The 22,145-nt window shown below is 47.1% G+C and carries 17 protein-coding genes and 4 tRNA genes; 18 read left to right on the top strand and 3 right to left on the bottom strand.

Annotated elements, in window-relative coordinates; translation table 11 throughout:
• Positions 1 to 118 precede the first annotated feature (118 nt).
• Both Q369_RS0122580 and Q369_RS0122575 read right to left on the bottom strand, forming a co-directional pair.
• Positions 119 to 192: transfer RNA gene (locus Q369_RS0122580), tRNA-Pro, on the bottom strand.
• A 59-nt stretch (positions 193 to 251) separates the two neighbouring features.
• A tRNA-Ser gene (locus tag Q369_RS0122575) sits at positions 252 to 338 on the bottom strand.
• Positions 339 to 467: 129 nt separating this feature from the next.
• On the opposite strand from Q369_RS0122575, the gene Q369_RS0122570 reads away from it, so the two are divergent.
• The 17 genes from Q369_RS0122570 to Q369_RS0122495 all read left to right on the top strand — a co-directional run bounded on the left by Q369_RS0122570 (position 468) and on the right by Q369_RS0122495 (position 18,250).
• The gene (locus Q369_RS0122570) at positions 468 to 1,430 is read left to right on the top strand and encodes a vWA domain-containing protein (RefSeq protein ID WP_031529998.1); all 963 of its coding nucleotides are present in this window, start codon (positions 468 to 470) and stop codon (positions 1,428 to 1,430) included.
• A gap of 41 nt (positions 1,431 to 1,471) precedes the next feature.
• Positions 1,472 to 2,191, top strand: coding sequence for a hypothetical protein (locus tag Q369_RS0122565; protein ID WP_031529997.1), 720 nt, complete (start codon positions 1,472 to 1,474; stop codon positions 2,189 to 2,191).
• A 14-nt stretch (positions 2,192 to 2,205) separates the two neighbouring features.
• Positions 2,206 to 3,138, top strand: a complete 933-nt coding sequence (locus tag Q369_RS0122560) for a phosphoribosylaminoimidazolesuccinocarboxamide synthase (RefSeq protein WP_031529996.1) — start codon at positions 2,206 to 2,208, stop codon at positions 3,136 to 3,138.
• Between the two features lie 57 nt (positions 3,139 to 3,195).
• Positions 3,196 to 3,618 (top strand): STAS domain-containing protein, encoded by a 423-nt coding sequence (locus Q369_RS0122555; protein ID WP_031529995.1) that lies wholly within the window; start codon positions 3,196 to 3,198, stop codon positions 3,616 to 3,618.
• A 406-nt stretch (positions 3,619 to 4,024) separates the two neighbouring features.
• Complete coding sequence (gltB, locus tag Q369_RS0122550; protein WP_031529994.1) at positions 4,025 to 8,608, top strand: glutamate synthase large subunit; 4,584 nt, start codon at positions 4,025 to 4,027, stop codon at positions 8,606 to 8,608.
• A 57-nt stretch (positions 8,609 to 8,665) separates the two neighbouring features.
• On the top strand, positions 8,666 to 10,174 hold the full coding sequence (locus Q369_RS0122545) for a glutamate synthase subunit beta (RefSeq protein ID WP_031529993.1): 1,509 nt from the start codon (positions 8,666 to 8,668) through the stop codon (positions 10,172 to 10,174).
• A gap of 126 nt (positions 10,175 to 10,300) precedes the next feature.
• Complete coding sequence (locus Q369_RS0122540) at positions 10,301 to 10,936, top strand: polysaccharide deacetylase family protein (protein WP_031529992.1); 636 nt, start codon at positions 10,301 to 10,303, stop codon at positions 10,934 to 10,936.
• Complete coding sequence (locus Q369_RS0122535; protein ID WP_031529991.1) at positions 10,926 to 11,936, top strand: glycosyltransferase; 1,011 nt, start codon at positions 10,926 to 10,928, stop codon at positions 11,934 to 11,936. The genes Q369_RS0122540 and Q369_RS0122535 overlap by 11 nt, the downstream gene beginning before the upstream one ends.
• Before the next feature lie 333 nt (positions 11,937 to 12,269).
• On the top strand, positions 12,270 to 13,028 hold the full coding sequence (locus Q369_RS0122530) for a TatD family hydrolase (RefSeq protein ID WP_031529990.1): 759 nt from the start codon (positions 12,270 to 12,272) through the stop codon (positions 13,026 to 13,028).
• Positions 13,029 to 13,035: 7 nt separating this feature from the next.
• Positions 13,036 to 14,109, top strand: coding sequence for an asparaginase (locus Q369_RS0122525; protein ID WP_031529989.1), 1,074 nt, complete (start codon positions 13,036 to 13,038; stop codon positions 14,107 to 14,109).
• Between the two features lie 62 nt (positions 14,110 to 14,171).
• Positions 14,172 to 14,272 (top strand) — tRNA-Ser (locus Q369_RS29145).
• Between the two features lie 22 nt (positions 14,273 to 14,294).
• Positions 14,295 to 14,381, top strand: a tRNA-Ser gene (locus tag Q369_RS0122520).
• Positions 14,382 to 14,898: 517 nt separating this feature from the next.
• The gene (locus Q369_RS29970) at positions 14,899 to 15,243 is read left to right on the top strand and encodes an alpha/beta fold hydrolase (protein WP_031529988.1); all 345 of its coding nucleotides are present in this window, start codon (positions 14,899 to 14,901) and stop codon (positions 15,241 to 15,243) included.
• A 147-nt stretch (positions 15,244 to 15,390) separates the two neighbouring features.
• A complete protein-coding gene (locus tag Q369_RS28540; protein WP_157488285.1) occupies positions 15,391 to 15,735 on the top strand; it encodes an alpha/beta fold hydrolase in 345 nt (114 codons plus the stop codon).
• 18 nt (positions 15,736 to 15,753) lie between these two features.
• Positions 15,754 to 16,317, top strand: coding sequence for a Crp/Fnr family transcriptional regulator (locus Q369_RS0122505; protein WP_031529986.1), 564 nt, complete (start codon positions 15,754 to 15,756; stop codon positions 16,315 to 16,317).
• 225 nt (positions 16,318 to 16,542) lie between these two features.
• Entirely contained in the window at positions 16,543 to 17,325 is a 783-nt protein-coding gene (locus Q369_RS28030) for an alpha/beta fold hydrolase (RefSeq protein ID WP_205624350.1), read from the top strand.
• Positions 17,326 to 17,350: 25 nt separating this feature from the next.
• Positions 17,351 to 18,250 (top strand): NmrA family NAD(P)-binding protein, encoded by a 900-nt coding sequence (locus tag Q369_RS0122495; RefSeq protein ID WP_229206925.1) that lies wholly within the window; start codon positions 17,351 to 17,353, stop codon positions 18,248 to 18,250.
• A 148-nt stretch (positions 18,251 to 18,398) separates the two neighbouring features.
• Here the strand turns inward: Q369_RS0122495 and Q369_RS0122485 are convergent, their stop codons facing one another.
• Positions 18,399 to 18,737 carry a cupin domain-containing protein gene (locus Q369_RS0122485; protein WP_031529984.1) on the bottom strand — a complete coding sequence of 113 codons (339 nt, stop codon included), beginning with the start codon at positions 18,735 to 18,737 and terminating at the stop codon, positions 18,399 to 18,401.
• A gap of 300 nt (positions 18,738 to 19,037) precedes the next feature.
• Here Q369_RS0122485 and Q369_RS28025 point away from each other — a divergent pair, with 300 nt between their 5' ends.
• Entirely contained in the window at positions 19,038 to 22,145 is a 3,108-nt protein-coding gene (locus tag Q369_RS28025) for a sensor histidine kinase (protein WP_035333768.1), read from the top strand.

Here is a 22,145-nt window from a genome sequence, read left to right as displayed (position 1 = left end):
TTGTGATTCGAACACAAGACCTACTGCTTAGAAGGCAGTTGCTCTATCCAGCTGAGCTATGGAACCGACAGTAAATGAAAAAGGCAGTTAGCAGTATGATACGGCTGACTGCCTTTTGTCGGGGAGACAGGATTCGAACCTGCGACCCTCTGGTCCCAAACCAGATGCGCTACCGGGCTGCGCCACTCCCCGCGGTATTGGCCTCGATCTGTTTGACTTCGGCCTCTTATTTTAAACTTCCAGATAAGGTGTAGAGGAAGCGGGATTCGAACCCGCGGTACCCTTGCGAGTACGGCAGTTTAGCAAACTACTGGTTTCAGCCACTCACCCATCCCTCCTTCTTTCCGTTCTGGGTTGCAAATATAGAGGGTTGTGTTTCAGAAAAGCAAACATTCAGGCAAAAAAACTTTAATAGAAGCTGCAAATGCCTATTTTTGGCGAAGCTTAAATTACCCAAGACGTTCATTATGAACTGGAATTATCCCTTTGGAACCACTGAATATTTTTTTGTCTTTTTTTTCATTTTCGTATACGTAGCATACATTATCCGTACCGTACGCATTGCACGACAGCTGCAAACCACTGCGCGGACTCTTATCATCAAGCTCTTTTTACGGACCATTACCTTCTCACTTTTGATCATTAGTCTGCTCGGGCCTTCTTTCGGCGAGGCTGAAAGGGACATCAAGGCCAAGGGTAAAGATGTTTTCCTGGTTGTGGATCTGTCCAAGTCAATGGACGCTGCCGACGTGACGCCGTCGAGACTTGAAAAGGTGAAGTTTGAGATCAACCGTTTTGTGCAGAATGAAGTGGCAAACCGCGTGGGTATTATCGTTTTCTCTAATGAGGCTTTTATCCACGTCCCGCTGACTTATGACCGCAATGCGCTTGAACTCTTTATCCAGTCCCTGCAAACCGACCTGCTACCTACAAGCGGCACCAACATTTGCCCCTCTGTGGAACTCGCTTACGATAAGCTGATGAATGCGTCGGACCCAACCGGAAGATCGAAGATGATCGTGCTCTTTACAGACGGGGAGAACGCTGCCGCATGCAGCGGTTCGCTTTACAATAACCTTCGGCGTTTCGGAATCGGCTTTTATGCAGTTGGAGTCGGAACGAAAGTCGGGATCAGTATCCAGCGGGACGGGAAACCATTAATGGACAAAAACGATAAGCTGATTATCAGTCGGGTCGATGAGGTTTTTTTACAAGGAATGGCCAATGCAGCACGGGGGAATTATTATGAGCTGAATAATTCGAAAAATGAAATGAACCGCTTGATCAATGATGTGAACCAGCAGGAAGGTACCCTGGTGGATTCGCGCACGATCACGGTGGTGAGTAATAAATACTATTACTTCCTCGGAGCAGCCCTTATTCTGATCCTGCTCGATATTTTAATTACCATCGGAACCTTCCGACTATAACGATCAATTTCTATTTTTGCGCTTCCAATAGCACGATCGATATGACGGCTCTTATTCTTTATGTCCTGCTCTGGCTTTGGGATAACCGGACGTTCGATTCAATTACGAAAGCTAACCAGCGCAAGATTGACGCTGAACAAGCCTACCAAAGCAAAGAATTCGCACGTTCCGCAGACCTTTACAGTCAGATTACTTACGGTTCCCTCTTCTCGGATCCCGCGGCCAGGCTTAACCTCGCCCACTCCTATTACCGAATGCGGAAATACAATGTCGCACTAAAGCACTACCTCCTATTAAGTGATATTGAAGATCAAACAATTGCGTCCATTGCTAACACTCAGATCGCGTTGATTAGAGTGGAAAGGAAAGATACGGCCAATGCACTTGCAAGCCTGAAAACTGCATTGCGGCTTGAACCGGGCAATAACCTGGCGCGACTGAATTACATTATTCTCAAAAAAAACTTTTCAGGTCAGGAGGCGGACTCTGATGTGCTTACCAGGAAACAGAAATCGGCTCAGCAAAACAAAATGCAGGAAAACCAGCCAGCAGAACCGACTCCGCCTGCTGACGGCCGCGAGCTGACCAACGATGCAAAAAAAGAAGAACTGCTGAAAAGTCTGAAACAGATGAATATGTCTGAGGATCAGGCCAGGGCTATATTGGATGCCATGAAATCAAACGAAAGCCAATATATTTACCAGCTCCGCAGGAAGCAATACAACAGCCAGACCAAGAAGAACGACGAAATAGAGTGGTAATTTTAATATAAAACATGAATAGCATTTCAGGAACCAACTTCCAGTTTCCAGGACAGACAGGATTTTACAAAGGAAAAGTCAGGGACGTTTATTCTTTCGAAAAACGCCTTGTGATGGTTGCTACCGACCGGATCTCCGCATTTGACGTGATACTTCCCCGTGCAATACCGTACAAAGGGCAGGTACTAAATCAGATCGCGGCGCATTTTCTGAATGCAACTTCCGATATCGTCCCCAACTGGCTGCTGGAAGTACCCGATCCGAATGTGAGCATCGGCCTGAAATGCCAGGCTTACCCCGTGGAAATGGTCGTGAGAGGCTACCTTGCCGGCCACGCGTGGCGCGAGTACGCATTAGGTAAACGGACTGTCTGCGGCGTTTCCCTGCCCGAGGGATTGAAAGAAAATGACAAGCTGCCCACGCCGATCATTACACCTACGACAAAAGCGCACGAAGGCCACGATGAAGATATTTCAAGAGAACAGATCCTGGCACAGGGACTTGTAAGCGAAGACGAGTATGAGCAGCTGGAAAAATACACGCTTGCCCTTTTCTCAAAAGGAACCGAAATGGCCGCAGATCAGGGCCTGATATTAGTGGATACGAAATATGAGTTCGGACAGCTTGACGGGGTTATTTACCTGATCGACGAAATCCATACGCCGGACTCTTCCAGATACTTTTACCAGGATGTTTACGCGGAAAACCAGCGGGCGGGACTGCCCCAAAAGCAGCTTAGCAAGGAATTTGTAAGAGAATGGCTGATCCAAAACGGGTTCCAGGGAAAAGAAGGACAATCTGTTCCGGAAATGACTGATGAACGCATAGAACTAATCTCAGCGCGTTATATCGAGCTTTTCGAGAAAGTTACCGGCAACAGTTTCCAGAAGAACAATCTGGACAACCCGCTCAAAAGAATTGAGGAAGCAATCCTCAGAACACTGTAAAAAGCTGATTTAGAAAAATTTCATTCAAACTATTGTTTTGACCAAACAACACTAACAATGAACTTTAAACTGGAAAAGAAAGAACAATACGTCTATATCGAACTGGAAGAACCTGCTTTTGCGGGCGATGTACCGGCCGCATTTGAAGAGACAGCCCGGTCACTTTTCAGGGAGGGATACCACAGCCTGATCGTCAACATGCAGACTGTTAAATCAGTAGACGCGCCAGGTACTGCGATATTGAAGAAAATAAATTGGCTTTGTGCCAATGATCTCGGCCTGCTCGTGATCGTGACACGCGACGATGATTTCATAGATCTGCTGGAAGGCCTGAAAATTCCTGATCTGGCTATTTTGCCAACGAAAGAAGAAGCAATCGACGCAGTGTTCATGCATAACCTGGAAAACCAGTTCGGAGCTGGTGACGACGATTACGACGACGAAGACTACGAAGGCGTAAGCGAGTCAAAAGAACCCTGAAAGCCAGAGTACTAAGCAAGAAAAAGCCACTCCAGACCTGAACCTGGAGTGGCTTTGTTGTGTTGTACCTCCGCCCTCCCTCCTCCCGCCATTTACATTTTCCCAAGAAGTATTTTGCAATCTTCCAAGTCGTGCAAAACGGCCGTTTTCATTTCCATTTTACCAAGTTTCTTCTACGCTTTTTGAATTTTTATCAATATTTCCATAATAATTGTAACTAAATAATCAAAAAGTAACTACTGATAGAAAATTTTGCCATTGTGGTAATAAGCCAAATATTTTTTATGATTATCTTGCGTGGCTTTACCCTATTCATAACACAATGGTGGTTTAGCAATTTTTTTAACTCTGTTATTTAAACAAATTCTAATTACGAATTTGGTAATTACGCTACAATCTCAGTTAAATGTCGCAAATGTCTGAATCAATGGTAGAAAATCAGGGACTGTACCGCCCGGAATTTGAGCATGATGCATGTGGAATAGGTTTCCGGGCTAACATTAAGGGCCGCAAGTCACATCAGATCGTGGCCGACGCCATTCATATGTTAGAAAGAATGGAACATAGGGGCGCAACCGGTTTTGACCCTAATACAGGCGATGGTGCCGGAATTCTGATTCAGCTGCCACATGAATTCTTTGTAGAGGAATCTACCAAGCTCGGCTTCCATTTGCCACCTGCCGGAGAATACGGCGTGGGAATGATCTTTTTTCCGGGCGACGAAACGATCCGTGAAGAATGCCGTGATATCCTGAACCGCAAAATCAAAAAGCTTGGCTTGCATTTGCTGGGTTACAGAAAGGTACCTACGCTTAACAATACTTTGGGCGAAGGGTCTCTGTCTGTTGAGCCAGCTGTGGAACAGGTTTTCATCAAACGCCCGGATGATATCAACGACGATATGGCTTTTGAAAGAAAGCTCTTTATCCTGCGTCAGGTTTCAACCAGGCTTATTAAAGACACTGTAAAAGGTGGCGCAAAAAGCTTCTATTACTCGTCGCTTTCCTGCCGCACCATTTCATACAAAGGACAGCTGACTACCGCGCAGCTTAAATACTATTTCCCTGATCTCGAAAATGAGTCTGTAGTTTCTGCGCTGGCAGTAGTCCACTCGCGCTTTTCGACGAACACATTCCCTTCCTGGGAACTGGCACAGCCTTTCCGGTATATCGCTCACAATGGCGAAATCAATACAGTAAAGGGTAATGTAAACTGGATCCGTGCCGGTGAGAAGTCTTTCCACTCTGACTTTTTCACCAAAGAGGAAATGGATATGCTCCTGCCAATTTGCGACAGGAACCAGTCTGACTCCGCCAATCTTGACAATGCAATCGAGATGCTGCATTTATCAGGCCGCTCATTGCCGCACGTAATGATGATGCTGATCCCGGAAGCCTGGGACGGAAACGAGCAAATGGATCCTGAACGACGCGCATTCTACGAATACCACGCGGCGATTATGGAACCGTGGGACGGACCTGCTTCCATTTCGTTCACTGATGGAAAAATGGTGGGCGCTACGCTCGACAGGAACGGCCTTCGCCCTTCGAGGTACTGGGTACTGGACGACGATACCATTATCATGGCTTCGGAAGCCGGTGTTCTGGAAGTAGACCAATCGCGCGTTGTTACAAAAGGCCGCCTGCAACCCGGACGTATGTTTGTGGTAGATATGGAGCAGGGCCGGATTATTCCTGACGAGGAAATCAAAGCGTCGGTTTGCTCGGCGCAGCCTTACCAGAAATGGCTTGACGAAAACAAGCTGCACGTTGACCAGCTTGACCACCCGATCCGTACTTACCGTGCTTACGACGAGACTTCGTTGCTGAAACGCCAGGTTGCATTCGGGTATACTTCCGAAGACCTGAGAATGATCCTGGCTCCAATGGCTCAGACCGGCCTCGAAGCGATCGGTTCAATGGGTACTGACGTTCCTTTGGCGGTACTTTCTGAGCAAAGCCAGCACTTATCGACTTACTTCAAGCAACTGTTCGCGCAGGTAACCAACCCGCCGATCGACTCGATCCGGGAACGGTCTATCATGTCGCTGATTTCTTTTGTAGGAGGTAACGAAAATATCTTAACCGAAACTCCAAAACACTGCCGCCAGATTGCATTGCCGCACCCGCTGCTTTCAGTTCAGGAATTTGACAAGCTGCGTTTTGTAGATAAAGATGGATTTCAGGCGAAAACAATCAACACCTATTTCCGTGCTGACGAAGGCGGAAAGGCGCTCGAAAGAGCATTGGACCGCATTTGCCGCTATGCGGTGGATGCAATCGAGGATGGATTTGAAATCCTGATCCTGTCTGACCGTGCGATCGACTCTGACCACGCCCCTATTCCTTCGTTGCTTGCTACCGCGACTATTCACCACCACCTGATCCGCGAAGGATTGAGAGGAAAAGTGGGTCTCCTGGTTGAAGCCGGGGATGTTTGGGAAACGCATCATGTAGCTACATTGATCGGTTACGGCGCTGCCGGTATCTGTCCGTATATGGCATTCGAAACGCTTTCTTACATGAATAAGAAAAGCATGATCGATGGAGAATTTACAGACGAAAAACTGCATTACAATTACATTAAAGCAGTTAATAAAGAGCTATTGAAGATCTTCTCCAAAATGGGGATATCTACACTACAATCTTACCAGGGCGCTCAGATCTTTGAATGTGTTGGTTTAAATAAAGAGGTAGTTGACAAATATTTTACCGGAACCATTTCCCGTATCAGTGGAATGGGCATTTCGGAGATCGCACGTGAGATCCTGGTGCGTCACAAAGTAGCTTACCACGAAACACCCGAGCACAAGCCGAGACTGGAAGTGGGCGGTGTATATCAATGGAAACAACGTGGCGAGGCACACATATTCAACCCGCAGTCGGTGCACATGCTGCAACAGGCCACGCGGAACAACAGCTACGAGCAGTTCAAGAAATTCTCGAAGCTGATCGACGACCAGAGCCACAAGGCATTAACATTACGCGGACTGCTGCGCTTCAAGAAAGGGACTTCTGTTCCCCTAGAAGAAGTAGAGCCGGTAGAAAACATATTCAAACGTTTCGCTACGGGGGCAATGTCCTTCGGATCGATTTCGTGGGAAGCCCACACTACCCTGGCTATTGCGATGAACCGCATTGGCGGTAAGTCAAACTCAGGTGAAGGTGGTGAGGATGAGCTGCGTTACAAACTTTTGCCAAATGGCGACAGCATGAACTCGCAGATCAAGCAGGTTGCATCCGGTCGCTTCGGAGTAACGAGCCACTACCTGAGCAATGCAGGCGAATTACAGATTAAAACAGCGCAGGGTGCAAAACCAGGGGAAGGCGGACAGCTGCCAGGCTTCAAAGTCGATGACTGGATCGGACGTACGCGTCACTCTACGCCGGGAGTAGGTCTGATCTCCCCCCCGCCCCACCACGATATTTACTCTATCGAGGATTTGGCGCAGTTAATATTTGACCTTAAAAATGCGAACCGCCAGGCGAGGATCAGCGTGAAGCTGGTATCAGAAGCTGGCGTAGGTACGGTAGCGTCCGGTGTGGCGAAAGCGCATGCGGATCACATTCTGATCTCAGGTTACGATGGCGGAACAGGTGCGTCCCCATTGAGCTCGATTCGCCACGCAGGTTTGCCCTGGGAGCTTGGATTGGCCGAAACACATCAGACCCTGGTTAAAAACAAGCTGCGCGGCAGAGTTACCGTTCAGGCGGACGGACAGCTGCGTACCGGTCGCGACCTCGCGATAGCTGCATTGCTTGGTGCGGAAGAATGGGGTGTGGCTACTGCCGCGCTCGTTGCCGCAGGTTGTATTATGATGCGTAAATGTCACCTGAATACCTGTCCGGTAGGTGTGGCTACACAGAACAAAGAGCTGCGTGCATTGTTCTCGGGCAAGCCGGAGCATGTTGTAAACATGTTCACTTTCATGGCGCAGGAGCTGCGCGAGATCATGGCACAGCTTGGTTTCCGTACCGTCAACGAAATGGTTGGACAAGCGCAGTATCTTGAATTACGCAACGATATCAAGCATTGGAAATATAAAAACCTGAATTTCGACGCGATCCTTTACAAAGAAGGAGACCTGTCGGTGGCACAATTCAAGCAGGAAGAGCAGGATCATGGAATTGACAGTATCCTTGACATCGAGCTGATCAAAGCAGCAAAACCTGCGCTGGAAAATAAAGAAGAAATTTATGGCGAATTCCCGGTAAACAACCTGAACCGCTCGCTCGGAACAATGCTTTCGAACGAGATTTCTAAAAAGCACGGCGGCGCAGGACTTCCAAAAGGGAACATTCACTTCAAATTCCGCGGTACAGCCGGCCAGAGCTTTGGTGCATTCAATACAAATGGCGTGCGCCTGGAACTGGAAGGTGATGCCAACGATTATTTCGGAAAAGGACTTTGCGGCGCTGAATTGATCGTTTATCCTGACCGCGATTCGAAATTCAAACCGGAAGAAAATATCATCATCGGTAACGTGGCATTCTATGGTGCTACTTCGGGTGACGCTTACATCCGCGGAACTGCCGGCGAGCGTTTCTGCGTGCGTAACTCAGGCGCCAAGGTGGTAGTAGAAGGTGTGGGCGACCATGGATTGGAATACATGACAGGCGGTCTGGCGATTATCCTCGGATCAACCGGCCGGAACTTCGCAGCAGGTATGTCGGGCGGCGTGGCTTACGTGCTTGACAAAGCAGGCGATTTCCGGGAGAAAGTGAATATGGAAATGGTTTCGCTGGAACCGCTTAATGCAGAAGATCAGGGCATTTTGCGCGAGTATTTGGATAAACATTTCCAATATACTACCAGCAACATCGCATTCCAGCTGATCCAGAACTGGGAGCAGTCAGTGAAGCAGTTTGTGAAAGTAATGCCTTCGGATTTCAGAAAAGCATTGGAAGGTCGCGGTATCACGCTCGCGCAACAGATAGCAGACAAGAATGTGGTTTACAAAGACATCGTAGTTGATGTTGTTCACCAATAACATTTTCTCTGTCAGTTAGTTAATCAATTTGAATAACGATTTAATAAGAAGTTAATAATGGGAAAACCAACCGGATTTTTAGAGTTTGAAAGGGAATTGCCTAAAAAGAGAAGTGTTGATGAGCGCATAAGGGATTACAGTGAGATTGAAACGGCACCTACGGACTCTAACTCCAAACAGCAGGCAGCCCGTTGTATGGACTGCGGCATTCCGTTCTGCCACAATGGTTGTCCGCTCGGAAATATCATTCCCGAATTCAATGACGCGGTGTACGATGAAAACTGGGCGCTGGCTTACGAGATCCTCTCTTCGACCAACAATTTCCCTGAATTCACCGGCCGCATTTGCCCCGCTCCTTGTGAAGCTTCGTGTGTACTCGGCATTAATAAACCGCCGGTAGCGATTGAATACATTGAGAAGGCGATCATAGAAAAAGCATTTGAGCTGGATCTTGTAAAACCACGAATTCCTAAAACACGTACCGGCAAAAAAGTAGCCGTAGTGGGTTCAGGACCAGCGGGCTTAGCAGCTGCATACCAGCTTAATCAGGCTGGCCACACTGTTGTACTGCTTGAAAGAGCTGATAAAATCGGCGGACTGGTGCGTTACGGTATCCCCGATTTCAAGCTGGCCAAATCTGTGATTGACCGCAGACTGGCGGTAATGGAGGCAGAAGGCGTTGAGTTCCGTACCAATGTAAATGTGGGTGTTGATATCAAAGCAGATGAACTGACCAACGAATTCGACGCAGTAGTACTGACAATGGGTTCTACTGTGCCGAGAGATGTGAAAATTCCTGGTCGCCATTTGAAAGGTGTGCACTTCGCAATGGAATTTTTGAGCCAGCAAAACAAAAGAGTAGCCGGTATCAGCCCTGAATTCGATCACCGCGGTGCGGCTTACATGAATGGACAGATTATCGCAAAAGACAAGCATGTTGTCGTAATAGGTGGTGGTGATACGGGTTCGGACTGCGTTGGAACCTCGGGTCGCCACGGTGCCAGGTCTGTTACACAAATCGAATTGATGCCAATTCCGCCAAAAGAAAGGGACGCAAGTACTCCTTGGCCGAACTGGCCGATGATGCTGCGTACTTCCACTTCACACGAGGAGGGTTGTGACAGACATTGGTCTATTAACACCAAGGAATTTGTCGGTGACGAAAATGGCGTTCTGAAAGAATTGAAAATCGTCGATCTGGACTGGCAGAAAGATGCGGAGACAGGCAGAATGCTCATGAAAGAAGTGGAAGGCAGTGAGCGGAATATTCCTTGCGACCTGGCGTTTCTTGCAGCCGGCTTTTTGCACCCGCAGCAGGAAGGTCTGCTTACCGACCTCGAACTGGAATTTGACGAAAGAGGAAATATCAAAACCAATGGATACCAGTCCACTACCAATGAGAAAGTGTTTGCTGCCGGTGACTGCCGCCGTGGACAGTCTCTGGTAGTCTGGGCGATCAGTGAAGGCCGCGAGGCTGCAAGAGCTGTGGATGAATTCCTGACAGGAGAATCGTTTTTGGAGGCAAAAGCATTATCTATGTTCAATCCGGTGTTTGCACACGCCTGATCAATAACAGACATCTGAGTCTGTCTTCCAATATCTTTTAACAAGAAGCTGTCCGGACCGGGCAGCTTCTTATTTTTACTCCCCCTATATTTGGTCGAAAATTTCGTCTGAACAGACATACAGTTCATGTTTTTACACAATTCCCCATTTTGGCTACGGGCATTTTTCCCCGGGTTTACCTGGCGCGTGAAGACAGATGAGAAAAAGCTTTTCATCACTTTTGACGACGGTCCGATCCCGGATATCACAGAATTTGTCCTGGACACCTTGCAGAATTTCAATGCCAAGGCGACGTTCTTCTGCATTGGGGATAACGTACGTAAGCACCCTGAGATTTTTAAGAAAGTTCTGGCGGCCGGGCATGCTATTGGTAATCACACGTTCAACCATTTGAACGGGTGGAAAACCGATGACCAGGAATACCTCGATAATATCCAAAAATGCGAGGAGCAACTGGCTTTATCTACGGTTTTGTTCCGCCCACCTTATGGAAGAATAAGGAAAACGCAATCGAAAGTTGTTTTGGAAAACCGGAAGATTATTATGTGGGATGTGCTGAGTGCAGATTTTTCACAGGATCTGGCACCCGAAACATGCTTGAAAAAATCGGTACAATATTCCCGCGAAGGCTCCATTGTTCTGTTTCACGACAGCATTAAAGCCGCCAAGAATATGCAGTTTACCTTACCCAGGTACCTTGAACATTATGCAGAGAAAGGGTATTCTTTCGAAGCTTTACCAATGAAGTGGAATGGCATTTAATTCTATTGAAAATAGGCCCGCCCGGGTCAGCATACTTGTAGCAGCTCGAAACGAAGAGCAGAATATAGAAAGGTGCCTGCATGCATTAAATGACCTGCAATTTGCGGAAGGACAGATTGAAATACTGATAGGTGACGACAATTCAGACGATAATACTGCACTTCTCGTACAGCAATTTTGCATTGACAAACCCCGATTCAGATACTACAAAATCACGACTCAGATGGCGGGGCTGAAAGGGAAAGCCAATGTGTTGGCCCAGCTGGCACATTTCGCAACCGGCGATTACTTTTTCTATTGTGACGCGGACATTGCCGTGAAGCCGGGCTGGGTTGCAGAAATGCTCCCGCACTTCAAGCCAAACACCGGCGTGGTAGTCGGCCTGACAAGAATGAAAAAGTCGCATTTCCTGGCAGACCTGCTTTCAATGGAATGGCTTTTCGCATTGACTGTAACCCGTTTTTTTTCCTTATTCAAAATTCCGATTACCGGAATGGGGAACAACATGGCAGTAACCCGGGAAGCCTATTTTGCGATAGGAGGTTACGAGAAGATCGGCTTTTCGATCGTAGAAGATTACGCACTCTTCATTGCGATTGCGAACAGCAGCTTTGATTTTGAAATGGCTTACAAGCAGGAAGTACTTAGCATTTCGGAGCCTGTAAATACTTTTCCCGAGCTGCTGAAACAGCGGAGGAGGTGGATGCAGGGGGTAATGCAATCGTTTTGGGTGACCAGGCTGAGCCTTTTTGTCTCATCGCTGATCGTACCTTTGCTATTCCTGATAGCGCTGTGGTTCCCCATCAACCCAATAGTGAGCATTGTCCAGTACTACATGCTCATCACGCTCATATCCATCACCGCGATAGCTATGCTGAAACAGCCTGACTTATGGAAAGCAGCACTACTATTCTGGTTCTACATGGTCAGCATCGGTTTGATCATGCTGGTAAACTATTACTTGCCAGGAAAGACGGTATGGAAAGGGAGGGAGTATTAGGGGGGCTTGACTAGGCCCTAAATCCCTGAAGGGACTTTTTTTGTGCTTGAAATTAACGGGTTGCTTGTTTTAGCCCTAAATCCCTGAAGGGACTTTTTTTTGTGCTTGGTATTAACGGGTTGCTTGTTTTAGCCCTAAATCCCTGAAGGGACTTTTTTTGTGCTTGAAATTAACGGGTTGCTTGTTTTAGCCTAAATCCCTAATGGGACTTTTTGATTGTTTGGTAAAATCAATGGATTTCACACGGAGTAACTTATTAAGAATTCACTAACTAACTCACTCATTCACTCATTCACTCATTCAATCAATCATTCATTCAACACCCCTCCCTTCATGATCGAAACCCACGCACACATATACAGCGACGACTATAACGACGACCGGTCCGAGATGCTGGAACGCGCCTGGACAGCTGGTGTAGAGCAGATATGGATGCCAAACTGTGATTCGGGTACAATCGCGCCGATGATGGAACTCGCCCGGGATTATCCGGGTAAGTGTCTGCCGATGATTGGCCTGCATCCGACTTACGTCAAGGATGACTTCGAAAAGGAGTTACTGATTATGGAGGAATGGCTGGTTAAATATCCTTTTATCGCTGTGGGTGAAATAGGGATGGATTTGTATTGGGATGTAACATTCCGGGAGCAACAGGAAAAGGCATTCCTGTATCAATGCGAGCTTGCCCGAAAGCACGATCTTTGGATCGACATACACAGCAGAAATGCATTTTGGGAAACAGTAGCGCTGATCGAGCAATTTGGCGACAGCAGTCTGAAAGGGATATTCCATTGTTTTACCGGAAATCTCGACGAAGCTAAAAAAGCGATTGAACTTGGCTTTAAGCTGGGCATCGGCGGCGTATCTACCTTCAAGAATGGCGGACTCGATCAGGTAATCCCATTTGTGGAACTGGAACACCTGGTGCTGGAAACCGATGCGCCGTATCTCGCGCCTGTCCCCTACCGCGGCAAACGCAATGAGGTTTCATACATCGAAGTAGTAGCCCAGCGCGTGGCCGATTTGAAACAAATTACAAAAACGGAAGTCATTGCAGCGACTACCCAAAACGCGCAAAGTCTTCTCAGGTAAGTCAAATATGAGTTATTCTAAAATCCACATCAATCCTGTTTCACCAGCACCTACTTCGGGTTCTGTACTTGTTATTTATACCGGCGGTACGCTGGGAATGGTTTACGAGACCCGCGACAAGCAGCTGGTGCCGTTCAACTTTGAGCAGATTATTGAAAAAGTCCCGGAAATAAGCCGGCTTGACTTTGAGATCACCTTTCTTTCACTGCCAAAACCCATTGACTCTTCCAATGTAAACCCGGATATCTGGATTGAGCTTGCCCAGATTATCGGCTCGCATAATGATCAGTACGACAGCTTCGTAATCCTGCACGGGACAGATACAATGGCGTACACGGCGTCGGCGCTGAGTTATTTGCTGGAAAACCTGAACAAACCTGTGATACTCACAGGCGCGCAGCTGCCGATCGGCGTGGCGCGTTCGGATGCAAGAGAAAATGTGATTACGGCACTGGAGCTGGCGGCTGCGAGAAATGCGGACGGAACCCCGATCATCGCAGAAGTTTGCATTTACTTCAACTCCTCACTGCTTCGCGGCAACCGCTCGAAAAAGAAAGAGAGCTCTGACTTCAATGCATTTCACTCAGAAAACTATCCCTTACTCGCCACGGCAGGCGTACGTATCGACTACAATTTACCCTACATTAAACCTTATCAGGAGAACGCTGGATTGCTTGTCCACACTTCCCTGAATACCCGCGTCGCATTTTTGAAGATGTTTCCCGGCATTAGTCCTGAGGTAGTTCAAGCAATTCTGGGCATTGAAGGCCTGCGCGGTATTGTGCTGGAAACATTCGGTGCCGGCAATGCGACTACCGATATATGGTTCCTGAGTGCGATCAGCAAGGCCATTGAAAAGGAGATCGTGATATTTAACGTATCGCAATGTGACGGAGGCCGGGTATCGCAGGGACAATATCAAACAAGTAAGTACCTGCAGCAAGCGGGTGTAGTAAGCGGCTCTGACATTACAGCCGAAGCTGCCATTACGAAGATGATGTTTGTTTTCGGACTTGAAACTGACTACCAAAAGTGTGTAGAACTGCTGGGAACGCCATTACGGGGAGAAATGAGCATTTGATTCGATCCCAGATTTGTATTACAGATCAGCTTTGTTATATTTGCACCCCGTAACCACAAAATAGAGAGGTGCCCGAGTGGTTGAAGGGGCCACCCTGGAAAGGTGGTATGTGGGTAACTGCATCGTGAGCGGCCGCCGCGCGGTTCGAATCTCTTCCTCTCTGCAAGTGCTTACATTTTTTTAATAGAGGGGTGTCCGAGTGGTTGAAGGAGCTACCCTGGAAAGGTAGTATATGGGTAACTGTATCGAGAGTTCGAATCTCTTCCCCTCTGCAAAAGGTCAATTTCATCTCGGAAATTGACCCTTTTTGTGCCCTGGTGATAAGCGCAATTAGATCTTAGGGCAATTTCTTGCAGCCAAAGGTTAACCCCAGCTTCCATTTTCTTTAATCCTTGGTCACAAACAGTCAACGGTCGATCACCTGGAAAAGTCAACACCATTCTCCTCATAAATAGAGCTGAATGCCTGCGCGATACACACTGCTCAGATATCCCGGTACTATCAGCCAGCAAATAATTAGAGCGATTTTCTTCTGCCGGCTTTTGTACTTCGACCACCATATCCTCACATAGCGCTTTTCAAAGTGTGATAAAGAATCGCTAAATCTTATCGAAATTGGTCATGCAGACTCCACTGCATCGGCTACGTCTAACATGCTTCTAAGATTGAGCGGATTACATCGACAGCTGCGTAAGAGGTCGTAGAAACTGACTGAGTAAAAAAGCAGACCCTGGCTTGAATCAAAATCATTGGATCGGCTATATTGACTAAAAATCAAACTCCTTAGCAATGCAGGTAATACTGTCCATCCTCTTAATCTTGGCTAGTTTGTGTTCCGCATTCTGCCAGGAGGGACTAATCAAAAGTCATCCGCAACTAACTTATTGGAAGCTTGGCAACAAATCCGAGGTGGTAGTAGTGCTACATGGAGGGCCGGCATGTCATCACGAGTATCTTCGACCAGAGCTTGATCTGCTAAGTGAAAGCGCTACTCTCATTTACTATGATCAGAGAGGCTGTGGCAAAAGTGAACGCGGCGAAAGCTACACATGGCAGGATCATGTGAAGGACTTGCGAAGGCTTATTACGACCTTGGCTCCTAGAAAGAAAATATTTTTAGCCGGATCATCATGAGGAAGCTTACTTGCGATGCTCTACGTTCATACTTATCCAAAGAGTGTTAAAGGCCTTATTCTAAGTGGAACTGTAAGATGGACTGGACAGGGAAAGCCGTACAAAAGGCATAGTGAGTTTAAATATAACAAACCGCACAAGCAGCCTATGATAGAAAACGCGCTTATTGATTCTCTAAGCCCGAGCGGTATAATTGAACGCGACACCATGGTTATTTCGAAGATGCTGGAAGTCGAATCAGGCATTCAACTTCATGAGCCTATAGCCAGTTTGATGTCGGCGCCAATTGCTGACAGCCTGGCTCGAATTCATGTACCGATTCTCATATTTAATGGAACGCGTAGCCGTGACTATGATTGGGTAAACGAGTATATGCGGCTATTTCCAAATGCTGAATTGCAAACCTTTCCAGTTGCGGGACACGATCCCTGGTTTAGTGACCCCAAGCATTTTGCAATGCTATGCAAGGAATTTATTAGCAAAAACAAATAGGTATCTCCACTTTTCACAATGGAAGAATTCGTAGCATTTATTAAAACAATTATCTGGATAGATGATCTGGATTTGCAACTGGTACTTTCCAGGTGCAGCGAAAGACAGGTACCCAAGGGAAAAATGATCCTTCGCAAAGGTCAGATTGCCAGTCAGTACTTTTTTATTGTATCCGGCGGAATACGCTTTTTCTATAACCTCGGCGACCAGGAAAACACCACCTGGGTTTCTTTCAAAAATGAATTCTTTACAGAGATTTCCAGCCTCAATCCGCAGAAACCGTCCAGGTTCAATATCGAAGCAATTGAAGATTCAAAACTGGTGGTGATTGATAAAAAAGACATGGACTTTTTGTACGGGCATGTCGCTGTCTGGGAAGAATTCGGGAGAAAAATCTGGGAGGCTACTTCTGTAAGAATGATCGATCAGATCCTGAATTTTCAAACCATGACAGCAGAAGAGCGGTACCTTGAATTCATGAATAACCCGGAGGTTTTACAAAAAATACCAGTTAAACAGCTAGCTGCCATATTGGGCATAACACCCAATGCGTTGAGCAGGATCAGAAAAAACATCCGGTAATGCGCTTATCTACCACTTGGTAGTTTTCCCGCCTCGTAGGTCGTCTACATTTGAGCTTTCAATAATCAAATCAATGACGCAAACAAACGACACAACAAACACAGTTCAGGATCAGTATTCTGACGAAGAACTGATTAAGCACTTCCCGGGCTTCACCAATGCGTACGCAACAGTCAACGGCGTAACATTGCATTACGTGGAGGGAGGAAGCGGCACACCACTAATTTGCCTGCCCGGCTGGCCGCAAACCTGGTATTCGTATCTGCCCGTAGCCATAGAACTTGCAAAGAAGTTTCGGTCATTATCGTTGATATCAGGGGAATGGGAAGCTCGGAAAAACCGGTATCAGGTTACGACAAGAAAACCATGGCAACCGACATTTTCGAACTGGTCCAGCAACTCGGACTCACGAAAGTCCATCTCATGGGCCATGACATTGGCGGTATGGTGGCTATGAGCTTCGCCTTCAATTATCCCGATTTCACTGAAAAGTTGATCGTTTTAGACGGCGCCCACCCCAGTGAGGGAATGATGCAAATGCCACTTATCCCGTATCCCGGCACATTTGAAAAGAAGATGGACGCCAACATGCCTTATGCCTGGTGGATGGGGTTCAACCAGGTGAAGGAATTGCCGGAAAAGATTTTAGAAGGCCGCTTCCACTTTCTGATGGATTGGCTCTTTCAATATGTGATGATTGATGATCAGAAAATGAGTGCATTCGAGAGGCAGGTTTATGCATCCGTTTACAATCTGGCCGATAACATCCGGGCTTCCAATGCCTGGTACCAATCATTTACACAGGATATCGAAGATTCCAAAACCTACGGCCAGCTTACAATGCCGGTGTTGGGAATTGGCAGCTATGTGAGCTACAACTATATGAAAATGGGGTTACCCTACATTGCGAAAGATGTAAACGTTATCGGAATGCTGGATAGCGGGCATTACATGTTTGAAGAAAAGCCGGAAGCGGTAATAGAGGCTGTACTCAATTTTTTAGCGTAGCAGGATCAGATTTTTTAAAAACCAAATGATGAAAAAAGCAATTTTAGTAGCTGGCGCTACGGGGAATTTAGGGAACCGAATTTGTAAGGAATTGGTCAAAAGAGATGCAGATGTGATTGCCCTTGTGCGGCATTCCACTGATCCTGAAAAAATAAAAACACTTCAAGAAGCAGGTGTTAAGATCATTGAAGCGAACCTGGACAATGTAGATGAAATCGCAAAAGCTTGTGCGGGCATTCACTGTGTGGTTTCCGCATTGGCTGGTCTGGGCGATGTAATTGTAGATCTGCAAAAACGGATCCTGGATGGTGCCTTGCAGGCAGGTGTTCCGAGATTTATCCCGTCCGATTTTTGCACGGATTACAATGATCTGGTACCGGGAGAAAACAGGAACTTTGATCTAAGACGAGATTTCAAAAGCTACATTGATAGCACCGACATTAAAGCTTCTTCTATTTTCAATGGCGCCTTTGCTGACATATTAAAATACAATACGCCAGTATTAAACCTAAAAGATAAAAGCATCGCTTACTGGGGAGAGAAAGTTGATTGGAAACTGGACTTCACCACAATGGATGATACCGCTGCATTTACAGCCGAAGTAGCTCTGGATGATAATGCAGCAAGAGACTTACAGATTGCAAGCTTTCAGATAAGTCCTGCCATGTTATGGGCGGACGTAAAAGAGATAACAGGTCAGGAATTCAGGCTGCAACAGCTGTCAAGCCTGGAAGAATTTGCTCAGTTTATCAAAAAGCAAAGAGCTGATAACCCTGCCGGAGAACACGAATTGTACGCGAAATGGCAGCAGGCGCAATACATGTATTCCATGTTTTCGACCCAGCACAAACGGTTACGCAATAAACAGTACGAAAATCTCACCTGGACCACAGGTTTGGAGTATCTGAGATCTTTCGTAAAGTAGCAGAACGCGTTTGAAGATCTGATTAATCCACCAAGCCATTCAGGAATGCAAATGGATCATGCTGCGCATCTTTATTCCATTCGTATTCTGCTCCGTTTGCAACCTGAATAGCATTGGCTGTAAGTACATTAAACATCCCGATCCGGTTTCACCGCATTACTTTATCGCCAACGAAAAATACCCAGCAGATAAAATCATCAGTGAAATCTATGAATCTGTGTTCGGCGAATGCGGGTACATAAAGAAAGTCGCCCGGCTTGAAAGTGGTCGTTTGATCGCGGAATGTGAATTTTCCCGTACCAGAAATAACGATGTAAAACTCGTCCCGGTCGTGCGGCGATTGTTTGTCGATTAAATCAGGCTTATATATTTCCATGGATAGCAGGCTATTTTCAAAAAGAACCATGAATTCCTTTCCCGATTGTTTCAATTGCGCAATTGCCTGATCCTGTTCTATTTTGTTAAGAATGTCACTGTTAAAAGTCATTTGTAATAATATCGTCTTAATTTATACCGATTGAAATTTCGCCTATTATAATCACCCGATTTGTTTCTGGCAATACGAGGCTATCCACTTCTTATTAACCGCGATCTCGCAATATCAATAATTGCCCGATGTGGTAAGTCCCACCTGAACGAACCTGAACTGCACGCCCGTGAAGAATACTGGTTCTGCTCGCGAAAAAGGTCCTTGCCGAATCAGCGTGATACTTCCTAATCACTGTTGTAATTTTGCGGGACTAAAACCGCTCAACAGTTCCTGCTTTTCATTGCCTCTACTCGCAAAATGATATTCTATCTAAAACAAGCCTTTGCGTGGATCCTGCTTTTAAGTGCCCTGCTCTTCACGCAAGGCCCCCCTGCCCTCGCTTTTGAAGTCCATTTCAGCCGGGTGAATGCAGATGGCGGGCTCCGGACAAACTTTATCCATTGTGTCGCTCAAACGTCCGACGGCTATATGTGGGTTGGTACGCCGAATGGCCTGCACCGGTTTGACGGCAACAGTTTCCACCAGTTCCGGGTCGACGGGCCCGACAGGATCCCGCCGCTTCCGGTAGATGAGCTGCTCAGTATCGGCAATGGAAAGCAATTGCTCATTCGCCTGGGAACTCAGATCGGAAGGTTTGACACCGAGAGATTTACATTCCAGGCTACGTCGGTGCCTGCGGGTGGGCCGCAATCATCCAAATATGCTTACAAGCTGAGACGCGACCGGAAAGGGAACATTTTTCTGATGATTTACGGGGAGAAAATCCTCGTCTACAATCATGTTAAAAATGCTTTTGAAGTCAACCCTGCTGTAATTGACTACCCGGAAACATTAAAACCAACTGCATTGCAGAGCGACGCGGCTGGCAATATCTGGATCGGGTCGACCAGTGGTTTAGGGGTATTCAGTGCCGACAAAAAGCGTTACTTCGCCGCGGCTGACGTGTCTGAATTTCAACCAACACTCAGAAAGGCAGCATTCATACAGGGCATTACCAACTTCCTGCTTGATAGCCGGGGCCGGCTGATCATTCACAACTGGCCGGAGCAGGCTTCGTCGGGGAGCATTTTCCTGATCGATCCAATGCAGCCGAAAGCGAAACCATTGCAGTGCCAGCCCGCGTCGCATTCCAATTATTTTGAAATAACATCTTTTGAGGAAAAGCAGGGGATTATCTGGGCGTTAGGGATAGATATCTTCAATATGTTAGAAGATGAAGACGCGGGTTTCGAATCTTTTTATGACCCTTCGAACGCAGACTTCGGGATCAATGCCAAACAGATCCGTCAGATTTTCGAAGACCGCGACAAGAATTTGTGGCTGGCTACCGACAATGGTCTGTATACGATGGCTATCCTGGGAAATCACGTCCGAAACGGCACTATTACCAACCTGAAAGGCGCAAACCTGACGAGCGTGAAAGCATTGCACGATAACAGACTGGTTTTTAGCAGCTGGGGAAGCGGTGTGACGGCGTTGCAATACGATGCGCAGCTCCGGTTAAGGCAAGACGATGCAATGATGAAGGCCATTTACCGGGGCGTGCCGCCAGCGGATAATTGGTACAAATTTGTATGGAACATCTTTGAAGATCCCCTTTCCAGAATGCTGGTTCTGGGCTGCCAGCACGGGCGGCTGATTTATTTCGACCGGCAGAGAAACCGCTCCACATTCACCAATCCGGCCATCTTTAAGCAGGCTACTATCCGGTCAATTACGGCGGGTGCCGAAGGCGATCTTTGGTTTGGAACGCACACAGGGTTACTGATCAGGCAAACCGGAACCGGCTATCAGCAGATCGCAGATTTTGACCACCCTATTGTAAAGCTGTATAATGACGGGAAAGGAATTCTCTGGATTGCGACGGACGGGCAAGGTATCTATCAATATAACACCATCACAAAGCGTGTAGAAAAGCATTACAACAGCAGCCGGAATGGAACTACAACCGACCGGGTTTCAGACTTACTGCCGATCGACGACAGCACGCTCGCGGTGGTAACTACCGCCAATTTTGATTTATTAAACCTAAAAACGGGAAGAGCACGAAATCTGAATATGTACAATGGATTTCCGGCAGGCGTGGTTACGTCTGTGCAGCAGGATGCGCAGGGGCAGCTTTGGCTTTCGACTGTTTCCGGCATTTGCAGAATGAACCTGAAAACGGGACAGGTTCACTTGCTTGACCATAGCCTCGGGCTGGCGAATATGTCCAATTATGGAAATATCATGTTCACTTCTACGAAGTTGCCCGACGGCAGGCTTGCATTTTGTGCGGAAAAGAACTTTGTCATTTTTGATCCTGCCAAAATGGTTTCCGCGCGACCGGCACCGGATGTTACGATTACCGATTTTAAGCTCTTCAATCAGTTCCTCCCACTAGACTCGCTCAAAAAAGCCGGGAAGGTAATCCTGGATCACGATCAGAATTTCATCACGATCACGTTTTCAGGGTTTGCGTACGGCAGCGAGCCGCAACCCACCTACTATTATCGGCTCGAAGGAGCAGGTACCAACTGGATCAGGTCTGAAAACAATTTCTCGGCCACTTTTGCGTCCCTGGAACCGGGTGAGTATGTTTTCAATGTACGGGCTCAGAATAAGGACGGACTTTTTTCTCCACATATTACAAAGCTGCCGATCCGCATTAAGCCCGCATTCTGGCAAACCTGGTGGTTTACTGCACTTTTGGTCCTGGCGGCAGTATTGCCATTTTACATTTTTTATATACTGCGTCTCAAACGCATTCTCGCCATCCAAAAAATCAGGGAAGGTGTTGCACGTGACCTGCACGATGATATGGGCTCAAACCTGACATCGATCTCCATTTTGAGTGAAGTCGTTTCAAATACATTGCTGCCGGCTCAGGAGCGTGAAAAGGAATATGTGGGCCGGATCAGCACCAGCAGCAGCCTGATGATGGATGCAATGGACGATATTGTTTGGAGCATCAAGCCTGACAATGATTATCTGCACCGGATAGTAGCCCGTATGCGGGAATATGCCGCGACAGTTTTCGAGCCGCAGGGAATTGCATTTACCTTTGACAATACTGAAAATGACCGGATGCTGAAACTGCGGATGGACGACCGGCGCAACCTCTTCCTGGTTTACAAAGAAGCACTGAACAACATTTCCAAATACGCGCATGCAACGCAGGTGGCGATCGGCCTGCATTACCGGAATGGGATGATAGAATTGCGGGTGACAGATAATGGGGTGGGTTTCGACGTGACCTCGGCCACCGACGGAAACGGTCTTTCCAACATGAAAAAGCGGGCAGGAACCCTGGCGGGCAATTTGACAATCGCTTCATCCCCTGAAAACGGCACGGATGTAATGCTGAGGTTTCCACTAAATACCAGTCTGCGGAGCCGGAGCAAAGGCATTCGGCTGAACTTCTGA

Source organism: Dyadobacter crusticola DSM 16708, assembly GCF_000701505.1.
In the GTDB taxonomy this organism is placed as follows: Bacteria; Bacteroidota; Bacteroidia; order Cytophagales; family Spirosomataceae; genus Dyadobacter; species Dyadobacter crusticola.
This window is presented reverse-complemented; position numbering and strand designations above follow the sequence as displayed.